We start from the raw sequence: 16,041 nt of genomic DNA, 5'->3' as shown, positions 1-16,041 counted from the left end.
GGCCGTCGTCATGCGGTGGCATGGCGACCTTCGTGGAAGACGTATCGGAGCATGTTGTAGGCGATATTAGCCATGCCGATCTTCACCTTGATCCGCTGTCGAGCATGTCTTTGCAAGGCAGAAGGACAAAATGAAGCTCTTCATCAGGACCATCGGGATTGGAAGAGCCAAGTCTTGGATCGTCGCCCGTTTGCCCGCGACGTCGTTTCCGGCATTGGCTTGCCCTTCGGCTTTCGCTGGTGGATGTCTGACTTCAGGCCATTCTTTATCAGCCACTCCTCGTTCGTCTTGGATCGGTAGGCGCTGTCGGCTCAGACCGTTGAGGCGGTATTGTCCTTGGTCACGACATTCCGGAGTTGGGCACCGTCATGGGCGCTCGCACTTGTCACCGTCCATCCCCGGATGAAGCCATGTGCCCGGTCGATGCCCGCGTGATTTTTGTAACCAAACATCGGAATGGCGATGTCATGGGTCTTCGTTGGCGCTGATGCCGGCGTTTCCGTCGGCTGCTTAGCCTTGGAATACTTCACCGTCCAACGCGCATCGCGATCCTTCTGGGCAAGCTTGGCGGGCTTCTCCTTCCAGTCCTGCGGTATCTCACCGGCTTTGATCGCGTCTTTCTCTTCTTGATTATTGCGCTGCCTCGGAGCCTGGATGATTGTCGCATCGACGATCTGCCCGCCCTTGGCCAGATACCCGGACCGCGAGAGATGTTTGTCGAAGCGAGCGAACAGATTGTCGATGGCACCGGCTCGCACGAGACTTTCGCGAAACAGCCAGATCGTCTTGGCGTCCGGCACCTTGTCGGAAAGGCCGAGCCCCAGGAACCGAATAAACGAAAGCCGGTCCTGGATGACGAACTCGGCCTGGTCGTCGGAGAGATTATAGAGCGCCTGGAGCACCAGGATCTTGAACATCAGCACCGCCGGAAACGGCGGACGCCCGCCCTTTGACCCATCCGATCGCTTCAGCGCCTTGGCCAGCGGCTTCTCGAACACCGGCCACGGGATGATGCCGTTCAGCTTCTCGAGCGGATCGCCCACGGCGCTCAGCCGTTCGTAACGCTCGTCCAGATCGAAGAAACCAGGCTGTCCCCGCATCATCCGCTCCCGCCAAATCACGCATGTCGGAGTGAATCATGATTTGCCGAAAAGGGGGAGGTTTTTAGAGGGGTCCAGCGGGCGAGTGTCGTACACCTGTGCCTCTGATGCAGACTTGTCTCCAAACTCACGACAGAGCATATTCTGATGGATAATCAGATTGATAAGCCGATATGCATGCGGTGGTTGTGGGTTCATATCCGTTCATGAGCAATATGCTGGCCGATCGCAATCAGGATGGCAAGTTTCCTGTTGCGCTCTCATATGGTCGTGGCACGAAGTGAACGGCCTGTAATGGCCCGGATAAGGGTGGGGCCATTACTGGTGGCAAGAACGCTCACTGTTCAGGCACCTCTTCAGCCATGCCATAATTGTGTAAAATTTCATGTTTTTCTGTGCCACAGGATCCCCACAACTGACCGTTGTCAATCTTCAGTGATCCTTAATCGCGTCTGTCTAAATTTCAGATAATCTTCGAGAGGCGGGAATCAATATGACAAATCAGTATTCAGCAGGACGCATAAATTTCTTCGAGAGTATTCGCACGCGACTCTTCGTCCTCTTTTTCATGGTTGTTCCACTGCTGGCGGCCCTTGGCGGGTACTTCGCCTACAACTTCTACAGGCAGGAGGTCGCGACCTCGCTCGGTGGCCTGATGAATTTTATCGACGCCAAGCAACAGGGCGTCATCCGCTTCCTTGGACAAAACGAGAAGCAGGCCGTTCAACTTGCAGGGCTGGCCGACCAAGCTGACTCTCAGATGTTGTCTCAGCACTTTGCGCGTATCGTCCAGACAGACGTTTTCGACATTGAGCAGCACCCCTTCAAGGATGAGGTAAAATCGGGCAAGCGTCCGATCGCTGCGACCGAGGTTTACAACTACATCGATCACGTCGTCGACGGTCAGATCGTTGCATCCTCAGATGCCTCACGCATAGGCACAAGTTTCTCGAGGGTCATCGATACGACACCCGGACATTCCGACGTCTGGCGCGACGATGCCGGCAAATACAATCTGACCTTCGCCGGGCGTAGCCAAAGCGGTGTCGTTCACATTCATGCGAACGCGAAGATGCTGACGAACATTGTCGATGGCGAGATCGGCAACCTGGAAGGCGACGCCGGTGCCTTTTACCTTGCGGGTGTCGGAAAGACCTTCGACTACTATATCGTCAACAAAGACAATGTGATGATTACCGATTCGCGCGTCATTCCCGATGCGATGATGAAGCATGAGGGAAGTCGCGAGCCCTGGCAGCTCACGTTGATGACGGCCGGCGTGGTCTGTTCGAGCAGCGGGAAGTATCTGACCAACGGCTATTGCGAGACCGGGTGTCGCGAGGCCATGGGCTTCTATACCGGCCCGACCGGCAAGGAGATGCTCGGAGTCTCCATGCCCTTCTACGACTCGCAGTGGACGATCGTGGTGGAGCAGGAAGCGGCTGAACTGCTGGGTCCGATGTACAGGATGTTCTGGACGGCTGCCATCATCGCTGTACTGGCAGTAACATTACTGGGTGCTTTCATTGTTTACATGGTGACCGGCATCACCGGACGCATCGCAAGACTGACCGAATGCATGACCACGCTTGCCTCCGGCGATCTGAATTCGGACGTCCCGTACAAGGATCGCGGCGACGAGCTCGGTCTGATGGCTGGCGCTGTCGAAGTGTTCAAGACCAACGGTCTCGCGATGCGCTCCCTCAATGAACAGGAAACGGCACTCCGCAATCGAAGCGCGGATCTTCAGTCGAGTATCAGCTCCGTTGTAACCGCCGCCGTGGCCGGCGATTTCAGCCGGAGGATTGAGCAAGATTACGAAAATGCGGACCTCAACCGCTTTGCGCAAAGCGTCAACCAGCTTCTCGCCAGCGTTGACATAGGTGTTGCCGAGACGCGGCGGGTAATTGCCGCTCTGGCGGAAGGCGATCTGACGGCCAGCATGCGGGGCCAGTTCCAAGGTGCTTTTGCGGAGTTGCAGAAGAACACAAATGATGCGATGGCGACACTGCAGTCAACATTGGCTCAGGTAAGCTCAGCGTCGGACATGATCACCGGCAATTCAAGCGAACTACGTTCGGCAACGAATGACCTTTCCAAGCGAACGGAACAGCAGGCCGCTTCGCTAGAAGAAACCGCTGCCGCGCTTGAAGAGATTACGACTGCGGTGCGAATGTCCAGCGACCGGGCACAAGAAGCAAACACGTTCGTTGCCGACGCAAGGCAGAGCGCCGAGCGTTCCTCCGTGGTCGTGAGTGAAGCAATTGAAGCCATGGGACGTATCGAGCAAGCATCGACTGAGATCGGTCACATCACGAACGTTATCGACGAGATTGCCTTCCAGACAAATCTGCTCGCCCTCAACGCGGGAGTGGAAGCGGCTCGTGCAGGCGAATCGGGTAAAGGCTTTGCGGTTGTCGCCCAGGAAGTGCGGGAATTGGCGCAGCGCGCCGCGAGCGCGGCGAAGGACATTAAGCGGCTGATCGCGAAGTCCGATACCGAGGTTTCGGCGGGCGTTGGACTCGTTCAAGAAACGGGCGCGGCTCTGGGTCAGATTCAGTCCCATGTCGTGAAGATCAGCGATCACATGTCCGCGATCGCGACGGCGACACGTGAGCAGTCAACGGGCATCGTTGAAGTCAGCACCGCGGTGCACCAGATGGACCAGGTCACGCAGCAAAACGCGGCAATGGTGGAGGAAGCCAATGCCGCGACCCACAAGTTGTCCGAAGAGGCTAATCACCTGGCAACTCTAATCCAGCATTTTTCCCTAGAGCGGAACTTGTTAAATTCCGACCGGTCGTCGCGAATTCAGAGGAAAAATGCTCAAGCAGCGTAACATTTTGCCTTTGGGCTGACCGCCTCGTGGTCAGCCCAGCTGCCTTAGACCGGATAGTTTAGAGCGGTTGGCCACCCAATTGTTTTCATTGCCGATTGCTCTCCTCATGACGATAATCCATGTCGGATTTATGGATCCTGGCACGAGGGGGGCAACCTCTTACCGAAAGGGTAAGTACGGCCCACAATTCTCGATGATTCTGCTTTCGCAGTTGCATCTTTTGCAGGACCGAGCGGCTGGCCGCGCTAAAGATATGTGAACTCAACTCCTTGCTGAGGCCGAATTCTGCCGGCGCCTGATTTTGTCCAAACGATCAGATCGTTTTCGGGCGGATCCCCACACCGAATGCACTTGGAAGAGCTCCCAATCCGGGCCCAACACCAAGGGTGATGACGACGCCATTGTCATTGAACTGTCATGTCAATGATATGTTTCTGTCATGTGCGGCACCTAGTCATGGCTCCGAGACCAAAGTCTCTGGAAAAGACATTCATGAGGAGTTTGCCATGATCCGCACCACCCTTATTCTAGCTCTAGCTTCTGCTGTATCCGCAGTTGCACTTCAGGCTTCCGCTCAGCAGGCGACGGTCACTGTAGATGGCTCGTCTACAGTGTTCCCGATTTCGGAAGCCTATGCTGAAGAATTTCAGAGCACTTCGGGCACCCGAGTAACCGTTGGGCTTTCTGGCACCGGCGGTGGCTTCAAGAAGTTCTGCCGAGGTGAAACAGATATCACGGGTGCATCGCGCCCGATCCGTGGTGAAGAAATCGAACTCTGCAAAGAAAACAAGATCGAGTACATCGAACTGCCAGTCGCGATGGACGGTCTCGCTGTCATCGTAAACCCGGGCAATGAATGGGCGGCCTGCATGTCGCCTGCTGAGTTGAAAACAATGTGGGAAGTTCCTGCTCAGGGCAAGGTCAACAACTGGAACCAGGTGAACGCAGAGTTCCCGGACGCGCCTTTGCGCCTCTTTGGTGCGGGCACTGACTCTGGCACCTATGACTACTTTACCCTCGCCATCAACGGGACCGAGCATGAGTCGCGTGGCGACTACACTGCGACCGAAGACGATAACATCACTATCAATGGTGTCGCTGGTGACAAGGATGCCATCGGCTTCCTCGGCCTCGCATATCTTGAAGAAAATCGCGACAAGGTGAAGGCGGTCGCAATCAGGCAGGAAGATGGGACCTGCGTGGAGCCGTCGATTCAGAGCGCTGGCGATGGTACCTATCAGCCGCTGGCCCGTCCGCTGTTCATGTATGTGAAGAAGGATGCGCTCGACCGTCCTGAAGTTCAGGCTTATGCCGATTTCATGATGGACCCGAAGCATGGCGTCGAACTTGTTTCCGAAGTTGGCTACGTGCCGCTGCCGGCCAATGCGTTCGACCTTGGCAAGGCTAAGGTTGCCGCTCGCAAGACGGGCACCTTCTTCGAGGGTGGTTCAAAGGTCGGCGTGTCGATCGAAGATCTGCTCGCTTCTGAATAAGGCAATCATCGGATGGGGCGGCCGATTGGTCGCCCCACATATGTCAACGGTTGGATCTCATGGCAAGTGACTCAATTCCCACAGCGAGCGAGCTCGAAGCCTCGGGCTTCGTCATGCGGCGGCGATTGCTCGGAAACGTAATGCGTGTCGTCATGTTCCTGAGTGCGGCTCTGTCTGTCTTCGTGACAACGTCAATCGTCGTCATTTTAGTAAGTGAAAGCTGGGTCTTCTTTCAAACTGTTCCTATCGTCGAATTCCTGACAGGCACAGTCTGGACACCAGTCTTCACCGATGCTCGTTTCGGCATCTTGCCACTGCTTGTTGCGACAATTGAGGTGGCGACGCTCGCTTTGATAATCGCAATCCCTCTCGGGACGATAATGGCGGTCTACTTGTCAGAGTATGCCCCGAACTCGGTGCGCGAGACGATCAAACCCGCACTCGAAATGCTTGAGGCAGTGCCAACTGTGGTGTTTGGCTATTTCGCACTTCTCGTGATGACTCCCTTTCTACAGAATTTCATTCCTGGACTGAACGGAATCAACTTGTTGGTACCGTCAATCATCATCGGCATCATGATCCTGCCTTATGTTGTCTCTGTATCAGAGGATGCTATGCGGGCCGTTCCCAACGGGCTTCGCGAGGGGGCCTATGCTCTTGGCATGGCGCGCTGGCAGGTTGCATTTCGCGTGGTCATTCCGGGCGCTTTCTCAGGCATCACAGCCGCCTATATTCTGGGGATGTCCCGTGCTGTGGGTGAGACCATGGTGTTGGCGATCGCCGGTGGGCAGAACCCCAATCTGACATTTGACCCTCGCGAAGGGGCCGCGACAATCACGGCCTATATTGTGCAAATGAGCTTGGGCGACCTTCCTCATGGATCGCTGGCCTATTCGACAATATTTTCAACAGGACTTGTGTTGTTTCTGCTGACACTCAGTTTCAACGTTGCAGGTTTCTATCTGCGCAAGCGATTCCGTGAGGTTTACTGATATGGCGGTGACCAGTAGTGGCTTAACTGCTGCTGAAGCTTCGACACTTCAGGCAGTTGCTGCAATCAACAGTGCAAAACGACGCGATCTTTTCGTCGCGGGAATGGGCGTGTTTGTAATGGTCGTATCGATGGGCCTTTTGGTTGCATTGATCGGCGACCTCGTAATCCGGGGTGTCGGACGTGTCGACTACGATTTCCTCACCTCTTACCCTTCAAGGCGAGCTGAGAATGCAGGTATCCTATCGGCCTGGGTAGGATCTATTCTCGTGATGCTGGTAACGGCATTTCTCGCTGTGCCTCTAGGCGTCATGGCGGGTGTTTATCTAGAAGAATACGCTCCAAAAAATTGGATCTCAAATATCATTGAGATCAATGTCGCAAATCTGGCGGGCGTCCCATCGATCATCTATGGGCTTCTAGCTTTAGGTTTCTTCGTCTACGGGCTCGACCTAGGTAAGACCATCGTCGTGGCTGGTATGACGCTAGCTCTCCTCATTCTTCCGGTCGTCATTGTTTCCACACGTGAGGCGGTACGATCTATTCCGAAGATTGTCAAAGAAGGGGCCTATGGTCTCGGAGCCGACAAATGGCAGGTCATGTGGAACTACATTATCCCTGCAGCGAGACCCGGGATCATGACAGGAGCAATTGTTGGCCTATCACGTGCCATTGGTGAAACGGCGCCAATCATAACGATCGGAGCGCTTACATTTATCGCGTTTTTGCCAGGTAGCCCAATCACCGGGACATTCCCCTTCATAAGTTTCGATTGGCTGTTCGAAGGCTTTACTGTTCTGCCAATCCAAATGTTCAACTGGATTTCTCGTCCCCAGGCTGCGTTCCATGTGAACGCCGCCGCCACAGGCGTTGTGTTGATGACGCTGACCTTCTCGCTCAACGGGATTGCTATCTGGATTCGCTATCGGCTTCGCAAGCAGATGCGCAACTGACACGCTGCACGATGGTGCTGGAGAATAAAATGAATACCAATTTGACTGACCCTGAATTGCTAGTGGAGTACGCGCCACCTCTTCCTCCGGCTGCCGAGGTCGAACCGTTGCGAGCCATCGTCGAGGATATGAGTTTCTTCTACGCAGACGGTACTCAGGCGTTGAAAAACATAAATATGCCGATTCTGGATCGACAGATCACGTCGATGATCGGGCCGTCTGGTTGCGGCAAATCCACGCTGCTTCGATGCTTCAATCGTATGCATGATCTGTATCCCGGAAATAGGTATTCAGGGAAGATTTCCCTCTTCCCTGATGGGCAGAATTTGGTGGGATCTGGAACCGACCCGGTGATGGTGCGTCTGCGTATCGGAATGGTCTTTCAGAAACCCAATCCGTTCCCCAAGTCCATATATGAGAACGTCGCTGCAGGATTGCGCGTCCGAGGTGTCAATAATCGAAAGGTTATAGACGAGGCGGTTGAAGTTGCGCTTCGTAGGGCAGCCATCTGGGATGAAGTGAAGGACAGATTGCATCGGTCGGCATACGACATGTCGGGCGGGCAACAGCAGCGCTTGTGTATCGCCCGCGCACTGGCACCGAATCCTGAGATCCTTCTGCTTGATGAGCCGACGTCGGCACTAGATCCAATCGCAACGTCGAAGATCGAGGATTTGCTAGCCGAGCTCGGTAGAGAGATCACAATAGTGATTGTAACGCACAACATGCAGCAAGCGGCCAGAATTTCTAGCCGAACGGCCTTCATGTATTTGGGGCAGTTGATTGAATTTGGACCAACGGATCAAGTCTTTTCGCGTCCCGCTCATCCGCAGACAGAGCAGTATATTACTGGTCGATATGGGTGAGACGTTCCTCACTCAGCCGTTTTTTTAGAATTGGCGGCCCATTCCTTGGTCCGCAGTGACTGTAAATGCTCCATCAAACGATGGAAGCGCTTCATACTTGGGCGATCGATGGCCTGGGAGAGCTGTTTGCCAACGCAGCAAGAGGCGAAAACCCGATTGAGGTCTTACAATGGTGTCGAGCCACATCTTTTCTGCATACGACGATGATCTGAAATTCCTGATGCGCCGCATTTCTGAAATGGGCGGTCTGGCGGAACAGATGGTCGCCCAAAGCGTGCGCGCTCTGGTCAATTCCGACGCGGCACTGGCGCAGAAAGTCATCTCCGATGACGTGCTCATGGACGCCATGGAGCGCGAGATCGGTGACAAGGCCATCGTCACGATCGCAAAACGCCAGCCGGTCGCCTCCGACCTGCGCGAAATCATCGGCGCGCTGCGCATCGCTGCCGACCTCGAGCGCGTCGGCGATCTCGGCAAAAGCAATTCCAAGCGTGTGGTCGCCATTCAGGCGACCGGCGTGCCGCGCAAGCTCGCCCGTGGGCTCGAACATCTCTCCGATCTGGCGCTGGCCCAGCTCAAGGAAGTGCTCGACGTCTACACGACGCGCTCGCCCGAAAAGGCCAAGTCGATCCGCGATCGCGACGAGGAGATCGACGCGATCTACACCTCGCTGTTCCGTGAACTCCTGACCTACATGATGGAAGATCCGCGCAACATCACGAGCTGCACGCATCTTCTGTTCTGCGCGAAGAACATCGAGCGCATCGGCGATCACGCGACGAACATCGCCGAGACGATCTATTACATGGCGACCGGTGCCCAGCCGGAAGGTGAGCGGCCGAAGGAAGATCTGACTTCTTCCGTCGGTGCGATCACCGAGTGACGTTGACCAGCGAGGTTGGTGTTTGATGCAGCCGAAGATTGCCGTGGTGGAAGACGAGGAGGCCCTGTCGGTCCTCCTGCGCTACAACCTTGAAGCCGAGGGATATGAAGTCGAGACGATCCTGCGGGGCGACGAGGCCGAAATCCGCTTGCAAGAGCGGGTTCCGGATCTCCTCATCCTCGACTGGATGCTCCCCGGGGTGTCGGGCATCGAACTCTGCCGGCGCCTGCGCTTACGCCCCGAAACCGAGCGCCTGCCGATCATCATGCTGACGGCCCGTGGCGAGGAAAGCGAGCGGGTGCGCGGCTTGGCGACGGGTGCGGACGACTATGTCGTGAAGCCATTCTCGACGCCGGAACTGATGGCCCGCGTTAAGGCCATGCTGCGGCGTGCCAAGCCAGAAGTCCTGTCGTCTATCCTCCGCTGTGGAAGCATTGAGCTAGACCGGGAGAATCATCGCGTACATTTGAAAAGTCGAGAGATCCGGCTTGGCCCGACCGAGTTTCGCCTGCTGGAATTTCTAATGTCATCGCCCGGTCGCGTCTTCTCCCGCTCTCAGCTTCTTGACGGCGTGTGGGGGTACGACATTTACGTCGATGAGCGTACTGTTGACGTGCATATCGGACGGTTGCGCAAAGCGTTGAATAAGCAGGATGTGATCCGCACGGTGCGCGGAGCCGGTTACTCGATGGAAGTGCAGGTATAGGAGCTGAAACAATGGCTCCACGTATCTTGCTGGTCGATGACAACCAAGCCGTGCGACAGGTTTTGGCGAGTGCCTTAAATGACGAAGGCTTCGAAGTCCTGCACGCAGGCGATGGCAATGCGGTGCTGGATATCCTTCACAGTACTTTGCCAGATCTCGTGGTGATGAATTCATGGCTGCCGAGTGCTTCAGTACCAAGCCTCTGTGAGAGCCTAAGGGACAATGAGAGGTACAAGCATCTCCCGATCATCCTGCTGGTCGCGGACGAGCATGACGCAGATCAGTTTAAATGTGCGCCAGGTGTCCCAGATGACTATCTGGTGGTCCCCTTTCCGCCCGTGGAACTCACTATGCGGGTCAAGGATCTTTTGCGGCGCGTTAACCCAACTGCCATGGGCCACATACTGCAAGTGGGCGATCTAACGCTCGACCAGCAGAGCCTGCGGGTTCATCGGAAAAACAACGAAGTGCGGCTTGGGCCGACCGAGTTCAAGTTATTGGAATGCCTTATGGGTTCCCCAGGTCATATCTTCACGCGTGCTGAATTGATGAGGTCGATATGGGGAGAGGATGGGGTCGTCAACGATAATGCGATCAACGTACACATCGGGCGGCTTCGAAAAAGTATCTACCCGGAGGGATTAAACAGTCAGATCCGCACCGTTCGCGGTTCTGGCTATGTGTTAGATAGATGAACCATAATGTAACATTGGATAATGTTTTGGTTCATATGGTCCTGTGCTCTATAAAAGATCGTATCTGAGTAGAAATGAGGCAGTTGATCTGAATCCTGTCACAAAACCTTTGCGGAAATGTCGAATAAGGCTGCGGACACTTGGACCGAACAATGCCCAATTTGGAGATTGCCATGAAGAAGCTTATCGCAGCCCTCGCCATTTCGGTGGCCTTCACACTGCCGGCCCATGCCGAATTCAAGCTGGACGCCCGCTACGCCGATGCCGATGGCGACATGGTTGCCGATATCCCGACCGATGCGAGCCAGCTCGTCGATCCCGACACGCTGGTCTTTGCTTACACGCCGGTTGAAGACCCGGCCGTTTATGCCGATGTCTGGAAGGGCTTCCTCGACCACCTCGCCGAAAAGACCGGCAAGAAGGTTCAGTTCTTCCCCGTCCAGGAGAATGCTGCTCAGATCGAAGCCATGCGCGCCGGTCGTCTGCATGTCTCCGGCTTCAACACCGGCTCGAACCCGATCGCCGTCGCCTGTGCCGGTTTCCGCCCCTTCTCCATGATGGCATCGAAGGAAGGTGAGTTCGGCTACGAGATGGAAATCATCACCTATCCGGGCTCCGGCGTCGAAAAGATCGAAGACCTCAAGGGCAAGAAGCTCGCCTTCACCTCCGAGACCTCGAATTCCGGTTTCAAGGCGCCGTCGGCGCTTCTGAAGTCTGAATACAAGCTGGAAGCCGGCGCCGATTTCGAACCGGTCTTCTCCGGCAAGCACGACAACTCGGTGCTCGGCGTTGCCAACAAGGACTATCCGGCTGCGGCCGTCGCCAACTCGGTGATGAATCGCATGATCGCCCGTGACGTCGTCAAGGCAGACCAGATCGTCTCGATCTTCAAGTCGCAGACCTTCCCGACCACCGGTTACGGTGTTGCCCATAACCTGACGCCGGAGTTGCAGGAAAAGATCAAGGACGCATTCTTCTCGTTCAACTGGGAAGGTTCGGCACTCCTGAAGGAGTTCGAAACCTCCGAGCCGCCGCAGGAAAGTTTCATCCCGATCTCCTTCAAGGACAACTGGGCGGTCATCCGCCAGATCGATGAAGCCAACGGCGTTTCCTACGAGTGCAAGTAAGCGTCTAGACGTACCAGGCACCGACCCTCACGGGGGTCGGTGCCTTTCCTGTTTTAGAGATGGAGACTGCCGGATGCTCAGGATTTCGGGACTGACCAAGACCTACAAGACCGGGGACAAGGCTTTGAACGGGGTTACCCTCGAAGTTCCGGCTGGCCAGGTCGTCGGCCTCATCGGTCCCTCAGGGGCCGGCAAGTCCAGCCTGATCCGCTGCATCAACCGGCTGATCGAGCCGAGTGCCGGCAAGGTCTTCCTCAACTCGCTCGACGTCACCGGTCTGTCGCGCGGAGACCTCCGGCTCGCCCGTCGCCGCATCGGCATGATCTTCCAGGAATATGCGCTGGTCGAACGGCTGACGGTGATGGAAAACGTGCTCTCCGGCCGACTTGGTTATGTTCCCTTCTGGCGCAGCTTCTTCCGCCGCTACCCGGAGGAGTATGTCGCCAATGCCTTTGCCCTTCTCGACCGCGTCGGCCTGACCGACCATGCGGACAAGCGGGCCGATGCGCTTTCGGGCGGCCAGCGCCAGCGGGTCGGCATCGCCCGTGCGCTCGAGCAGGACCCCGAGCTTCTGCTGATCGACGAGCCGACTGCATCGCTCGACCCGAAGACGTCGCGCCAGATCATGCGCCTGATCGTCGAAATCTGCCGCGAGCGGGAGCTTCCGGCCATCATCAACATCCACGACGTGCTTCTGGCCCAGGCCTTCGTCGAGCGGATCGTCGGCCTGCGGGCAGGGGAGGTCGTCTTCGACGGCCCACCCGAAGCCCTGGACACGGAGGCCCTGACCCGCATCTATGGCGAGGAAGACTGGGACGCCATGCGCAAGCAGGCCTCCGACGATGCCGAGGAAGAGCGTGCAGCCCATGCGGAGCGACTGCGCGCAGACGAGCGAATGGCAGGTGTCGTGTGACAGCCTCGGTTCGCACCTATCCGACGCAGTGGCGCCGGCCGCCTCTGTTCATCAAGGATCGGAACCTGCGCTGGTTCATCTATGGCGGGTTCCTGATCTATCTGATCCTGGCCGCCTCGACGGTCGAGGTAAACTGGGCCCGCGCCTATGAAGGTCTCGACCGCGGCTGGCGTTTCCTCCAGGGCTTCCTGGTGCCGGACTTCACCTCGCGCTGGCGTGATATCGTGTCCGGGCTGCAGGAAAGCCTGACAATGACGCTGTGCTCGACGATTGTCGGCATCCTGATCTCGATCCCGATCGGCGTTGGCGCGGCCCGCAATATGGCGCCGGCACCCGTCTATTATGTCTGCCGCTCGATCATCGCCGTATCGCGCGCCTTTCAGGAAATTATCATCGCCATTCTGCTGGTCACGATGTTCGGTTTCGGCCCCTTCGCCGGGTTCCTCACGCTCACCTTCGCGACGATCGGTTTCATCGCCAAGCTTCTCGCTGAAGACATCGAGGAGATTGACGAGTCCCAGGCCGAGGCCGTGCGCGCCACCGGTGCCTCCTGGCTGCAACTCGTCAACTACGCGGTCCAGCCTCAGGTCATGCCGCGCCTGATCGGCCTGTCGCTCTATCGTTTCGACATCAATTTCCGGGAATCGGCCGTCATCGGCATCGTCGGTGCCGGCGGCATCGGCGCCACGCTCAACACCTCGATCGATCGTTATGAATATGACAGCGCCGGCGCGGTGCTGATCCTTATCATCGTCATCGTGATGCTCGCCGAATACGGCTCCGGCCTCATACGCAAACGGATCCAGTGATGCCCATTTCAACGAATTCCGACGGCCGCAAGGTTTGGCAGCACCAGACGACCCGGGCTGAGATCCTGCAATGGGCCGGTTGGCTCGTGCTCGTTGCCCTGTTTATCTTCTGCTGGCAGGTGATGACCAAGGACACGATCTGGGCCTTTGTCTATGACGCACCCAAGCAGGGCGGCGATCTCCTGGCTCGTGCCTTTCCGCCGCGCTTCGAATATCTGCCGGAACTGCTCGTGCCGCTCTGGGATACGCTCAACATGGCGACGCTCGGCACCCTGGCCGGGACCATCATCGCCGTGCCGATCGCCTTTCTGGCCGCCAGCAACACCACGCCTAGCCGGGTATTCGTTCGGCCGGTCGCCCTGTTCCTGATCGTTGCGTCGCGATCGATCAACTCGCTGATCTGGGCCTTGTTGCTGGTCTCGATCCTCGGTCCCGGATTGCTGGCCGGCATCATCGCGATCGCGCTGCGGTCGATCGGTTTCGTCGGCAAGCTGCTTTACGAGGCGATCGAGGAAATCGATGAGAAACAGGTCGATGCCGTCTCGGCGACCGGTGCAAGCGGACTGCAGGTGATCGACTACGCAATCGTGCCGCAGGTCCTGCCGTCCTTCCTCGGCATCACCGTGTTTCGCTGGGACATCAACATCCGCGAATCCGCCATTCTCGGCCTAGTCGGCGCGGGCGGCCTTGGCCTCAAGCTGCAATCGTCGCTCAACATGCTCGCCTGGCCGCAGGTCACGACGATTTTCATCGTCATCCTGGGAACGGTGGTCGTGTCGGAATGGGTGTCCGCCAAGGTGCGCAAGGCGATCACCTGATCGCCGACGCCACGGGCGGCGCCTCACATCGCGAATGGTTCGAACCGCAGGGGCATGCCGCGCTCAATTGTCACGAGCTCCGGCGGCAGGATTGCCACGCCGTCGGCATGGGCCATGGGTGACAGGCTGCCCGACGACCCCCGGCCGAGCATTGCAACCACGGGCGTGCGAGAAGCGTCGCGACCCTGAACGCGGACGGGTACGAATTCCGTACGTCCCTCCTTCTTGCGCAACGCAAAGTCGGAGATCGCCATCATCCAGACTGGATCCCGATGCTCGATGCCCGCGACGGCCCTGATCGCCGGCAGCGCAATCTTGTCGAGCGTCACGGCGGCGGCCATGGGGTTCCCGGGAAGGCCGATGAAGAGTGCCGAGCCCAGTGTGCCGAAGGACACGGGTTTGCCGGGCCGCATCGCGACATCGAGCACGCCAAGAGATCCGCCGCAGCGTGTCAGGGCGTCACGCACATGATCCTCGCCACCCTTGGACAACCCGCCCGAGGTGACGACGATATCGTGGTGCATGGAAGCGCCGTGAATGAGTTCGGTCGTTGACTCGATCGTGTCCGGGATCGAGCCGAGATCGTGGACCTCAAGCCAGGGATGCGCGAGCATGGAGGCGAGAAGGTAGCGGTTCGAATTGTAGATCTGGCCGGCTCCCAGTGGTTCGCCGGGTTCCTTCAGTTCCGAGCCCGTCGTGATGAAACCGAGCCGGATCTTTCGAACGACAGAAATTCGAGACAGGCCTGCGGCTGCGAGAAGCGCAATCTTGTGCGGCGTCAGAACAGTCCCGGCCTTGAACAGCAGTGCGTCATGATCGACATCTTCGCCGGCCCTGCGGATGTTCTCGCCGGGGCGGGGCCGGTAGGCGGTGGTGAACTGGCGATCGTGCCTGGAGCATTTTTCACCGATGATCACGGTGTCGAAGTCAGCCGGGATCATCGCGCCTGTGAAGATTTCGACAGCCTCGGCGCTCTCGAAATCGCGTCCGACAGTATGATCACCCGCCGCCACCCGCGCCGCGATGCGAAAGGTCCAGGGACCGTTGCCTGTAAAAGAAGCCGCGCGCACCGCAAACCCGTCCATCGCTGAATGATCGAAGCGCGGCAAGGCGCAAGGAGAGCGAATGCCAGCGGCCACGACGCGACCGGCCGCCGAAAACAGATCGAGATCTTCGCTGGCGGTGACAGGCTGGCAGAGGCTGATGGCGCGGGTCACCGCATCGGCGACCGACAGCATGGGGCGAGCGGCGTAAGGCTGCCCGCAGTCGAGTGCGGCAAGGTCGGACAACGCGACGCTGTCCCTTGATATGAAGTTCATCGAGGCCTCCCAACCAAGATCACAGACACAGGTGTGGAGGTCGCGACCTCTCTTTATGAGATCGCGACACCAGAGCGTCACGGGGTGCTGAATGTCTTCAGATAGGCGATGACGTCGGCCACATCCTCGGGCTTCTTCAGGCCGGCGAAGGCCATCTTGGTTCCCTTGATATAGGCCCTGGGATTGGCGAGATATTCGGTCAGGTGCGCCTCGTCCCAGGTCCAGCCCTCTTCCGCCTTTGCCTTGAAGGCAGGCGAATAGTTGAAGCCCTCGACGCCTGCGACCTTGCGGCCGATCAGGCCATTCAGTTCAGGGCCGACCTTGTTGGCCGCACCTTCGCCGACCGCATGACAGGCGGCGCATTTCTTGAAAACGACTGCGCCCTTTTCCGCGTCACCCTCAGCCATGGCCGGGGAGGATGCGATCAGACACAGTGATACGATCGAAAACAGTTTCCGCATTTGTATTGTCCATATGTTTGAAGGAGTGGGCGGCGCTGGTGGCCGCCCACGTCTGGAGGTAAGAGTGG

At 57.5% G+C, this 16,041-nt stretch carries 14 protein-coding genes and 1 pseudogene; 12 read left to right on the top strand and 3 right to left on the bottom strand.

The window, feature by feature from the left end:
• Positions 1-8: 8 nt before the first annotated feature.
• Positions 9-1,100: pseudogene (locus QWE_RS03060) on the bottom strand (IS5 family transposase).
• A 493-nt stretch (positions 1,101-1,593) separates the two neighbouring features.
• Between QWE_RS03060 and QWE_RS24325 the strand changes: the two are divergent.
• The 12 genes from QWE_RS24325 (at position 1,594) to phnE (QWE_RS03000) (ending at position 14,193) form a co-directional block, all read left to right on the top strand.
• The gene (locus QWE_RS24325) at positions 1,594-3,939 is read left to right on the top strand and encodes a methyl-accepting chemotaxis protein (RefSeq protein ID WP_006724606.1); all 2,346 of its coding nucleotides are present in this window, start codon (positions 1,594-1,596) and stop codon (positions 3,937-3,939) included.
• Positions 3,940-4,445: 506 nt separating this feature from the next.
• The gene (locus QWE_RS03050) at positions 4,446-5,432 is read left to right on the top strand and encodes a PstS family phosphate ABC transporter substrate-binding protein (protein WP_040299328.1); all 987 of its coding nucleotides are present in this window, start codon (positions 4,446-4,448) and stop codon (positions 5,430-5,432) included.
• 140 nt (positions 5,433-5,572) lie between these two features.
• Positions 5,573-6,424, top strand: coding sequence for a phosphate ABC transporter permease subunit PstC (gene pstC / locus QWE_RS03045; RefSeq protein WP_240532492.1), 852 nt, complete (start codon positions 5,573-5,575; stop codon positions 6,422-6,424).
• A 1-nt stretch (position 6,425) separates the two neighbouring features.
• The gene (gene pstA / locus QWE_RS03040) at positions 6,426-7,376 is read left to right on the top strand and encodes a phosphate ABC transporter permease PstA (RefSeq protein ID WP_006724603.1); all 951 of its coding nucleotides are present in this window, start codon (positions 6,426-6,428) and stop codon (positions 7,374-7,376) included.
• Between the two features lie 29 nt (positions 7,377-7,405).
• Positions 7,406-8,242, top strand: a complete 837-nt coding sequence (gene pstB, locus QWE_RS03035) for a phosphate ABC transporter ATP-binding protein PstB (RefSeq protein ID WP_006724602.1) — start codon at positions 7,406-7,408, stop codon at positions 8,240-8,242.
• Between the two features lie 169 nt (positions 8,243-8,411).
• Positions 8,412-9,125, top strand: a complete 714-nt coding sequence (phoU, locus tag QWE_RS03030; protein ID WP_006724601.1) for a phosphate signaling complex protein PhoU — start codon at positions 8,412-8,414, stop codon at positions 9,123-9,125.
• 25 nt (positions 9,126-9,150) lie between these two features.
• Positions 9,151-9,831, top strand: coding sequence for a phosphate regulon transcriptional regulator PhoB (gene phoB / locus QWE_RS03025; RefSeq protein WP_006724600.1), 681 nt, complete (start codon positions 9,151-9,153; stop codon positions 9,829-9,831).
• Positions 9,832-9,842: 11 nt separating this feature from the next.
• Positions 9,843-10,526, top strand: coding sequence for a winged helix-turn-helix domain-containing protein (locus QWE_RS03020; RefSeq protein WP_006724599.1), 684 nt, complete (start codon positions 9,843-9,845; stop codon positions 10,524-10,526).
• Positions 10,527-10,699: 173 nt separating this feature from the next.
• Positions 10,700-11,653 carry a phosphate/phosphite/phosphonate ABC transporter substrate-binding protein gene (gene phnD / locus QWE_RS03015; protein ID WP_040299327.1) on the top strand — a complete coding sequence of 318 codons (954 nt, stop codon included), beginning with the start codon at positions 10,700-10,702 and terminating at the stop codon, positions 11,651-11,653.
• A 73-nt stretch (positions 11,654-11,726) separates the two neighbouring features.
• Positions 11,727-12,566, top strand: coding sequence for a phosphonate ABC transporter ATP-binding protein (gene phnC / locus QWE_RS03010; protein ID WP_006724597.1), 840 nt, complete (start codon positions 11,727-11,729; stop codon positions 12,564-12,566).
• Positions 12,563-13,375, top strand: coding sequence for a phosphonate ABC transporter, permease protein PhnE (phnE, locus tag QWE_RS03005; RefSeq protein ID WP_006724596.1), 813 nt, complete (start codon positions 12,563-12,565; stop codon positions 13,373-13,375). Before phnC ends, phnE (QWE_RS03005) begins: the two co-directional genes overlap by 4 nt.
• Positions 13,375-14,193 (top strand): phosphonate ABC transporter, permease protein PhnE, encoded by an 819-nt coding sequence (gene phnE / locus QWE_RS03000; RefSeq protein WP_006724595.1) that lies wholly within the window; start codon positions 13,375-13,377, stop codon positions 14,191-14,193. The genes phnE (QWE_RS03005) and phnE (QWE_RS03000) overlap by 1 nt, the downstream gene beginning before the upstream one ends.
• A gap of 23 nt (positions 14,194-14,216) precedes the next feature.
• Here the strand turns inward: phnE (QWE_RS03000) and QWE_RS02995 are convergent, their stop codons facing one another.
• Together QWE_RS02995 and QWE_RS02990 are read right to left on the bottom strand one after the other, a co-directional pair.
• Positions 14,217-15,512 carry a molybdopterin molybdotransferase MoeA gene (locus tag QWE_RS02995; protein WP_083872811.1) on the bottom strand — a complete coding sequence of 432 codons (1,296 nt, stop codon included), beginning with the start codon at positions 15,510-15,512 and terminating at the stop codon, positions 14,217-14,219.
• A gap of 77 nt (positions 15,513-15,589) precedes the next feature.
• The gene (locus QWE_RS02990; RefSeq protein WP_006724593.1) at positions 15,590-15,973 is read right to left on the bottom strand and encodes a c-type cytochrome; all 384 of its coding nucleotides are present in this window, start codon (positions 15,971-15,973) and stop codon (positions 15,590-15,592) included.
• Between the last annotated feature and the right edge of the window lie 68 nt (positions 15,974-16,041).

It is taken from the genome of Agrobacterium albertimagni AOL15 (assembly GCF_000300855.1).
Taxonomy (GTDB): Bacteria; Pseudomonadota; Alphaproteobacteria; order Rhizobiales; family Rhizobiaceae; genus Allorhizobium; species Allorhizobium albertimagni.
The sequence above is the reverse complement of the archived record's forward strand: the minus strand, read 5'-3'. Positions and strand labels throughout refer to the sequence as shown.

What these genes read in the sequence shown, in the direction of transcription:
- phoU (WP_006724601.1), top strand. Translation starts at nt 8,412, where the DNA reads ATGGTGTCGAGCCACATCTTTTCTGCATACGACGATGATCTGAAATTC.
- QWE_RS03020 (WP_006724599.1), top strand. Translation starts at nt 9,843, where the DNA reads ATGGCTCCACGTATCTTGCTGGTCGATGACAACCAAGCCGTGCGACAG.
- pstC (WP_240532492.1), top strand. Translation starts at nt 5,573, where the DNA reads ATGCGTGTCGTCATGTTCCTGAGTGCGGCTCTGTCTGTCTTCGTGACA.
- QWE_RS02995 (WP_083872811.1), bottom strand. Translation starts at nt 15,512, where the DNA reads ATGAACTTCATATCAAGGGACAGCGTCGCGTTGTCCGACCTTGCCGCA.
- pstB (WP_006724602.1), top strand. Translation starts at nt 7,406, where the DNA reads ATGAATACCAATTTGACTGACCCTGAATTGCTAGTGGAGTACGCGCCA.
- QWE_RS24325 (WP_006724606.1), top strand. Translation starts at nt 1,594, where the DNA reads ATGACAAATCAGTATTCAGCAGGACGCATAAATTTCTTCGAGAGTATT.
- pstA (WP_006724603.1), top strand. Translation starts at nt 6,426, where the DNA reads ATGGCGGTGACCAGTAGTGGCTTAACTGCTGCTGAAGCTTCGACACTT.
- phoB (WP_006724600.1), top strand. Translation starts at nt 9,151, where the DNA reads ATGCAGCCGAAGATTGCCGTGGTGGAAGACGAGGAGGCCCTGTCGGTC.
- phnE (WP_006724595.1), top strand. Translation starts at nt 13,375, where the DNA reads ATGCCCATTTCAACGAATTCCGACGGCCGCAAGGTTTGGCAGCACCAG.
- QWE_RS02990 (WP_006724593.1), bottom strand. Translation starts at nt 15,973, where the DNA reads ATGCGGAAACTGTTTTCGATCGTATCACTGTGTCTGATCGCATCCTCC.
- phnC (WP_006724597.1), top strand. Translation starts at nt 11,727, where the DNA reads ATGCTCAGGATTTCGGGACTGACCAAGACCTACAAGACCGGGGACAAG.
- phnD (WP_040299327.1), top strand. Translation starts at nt 10,700, where the DNA reads ATGAAGAAGCTTATCGCAGCCCTCGCCATTTCGGTGGCCTTCACACTG.
- QWE_RS03050 (WP_040299328.1), top strand. Translation starts at nt 4,446, where the DNA reads ATGATCCGCACCACCCTTATTCTAGCTCTAGCTTCTGCTGTATCCGCA.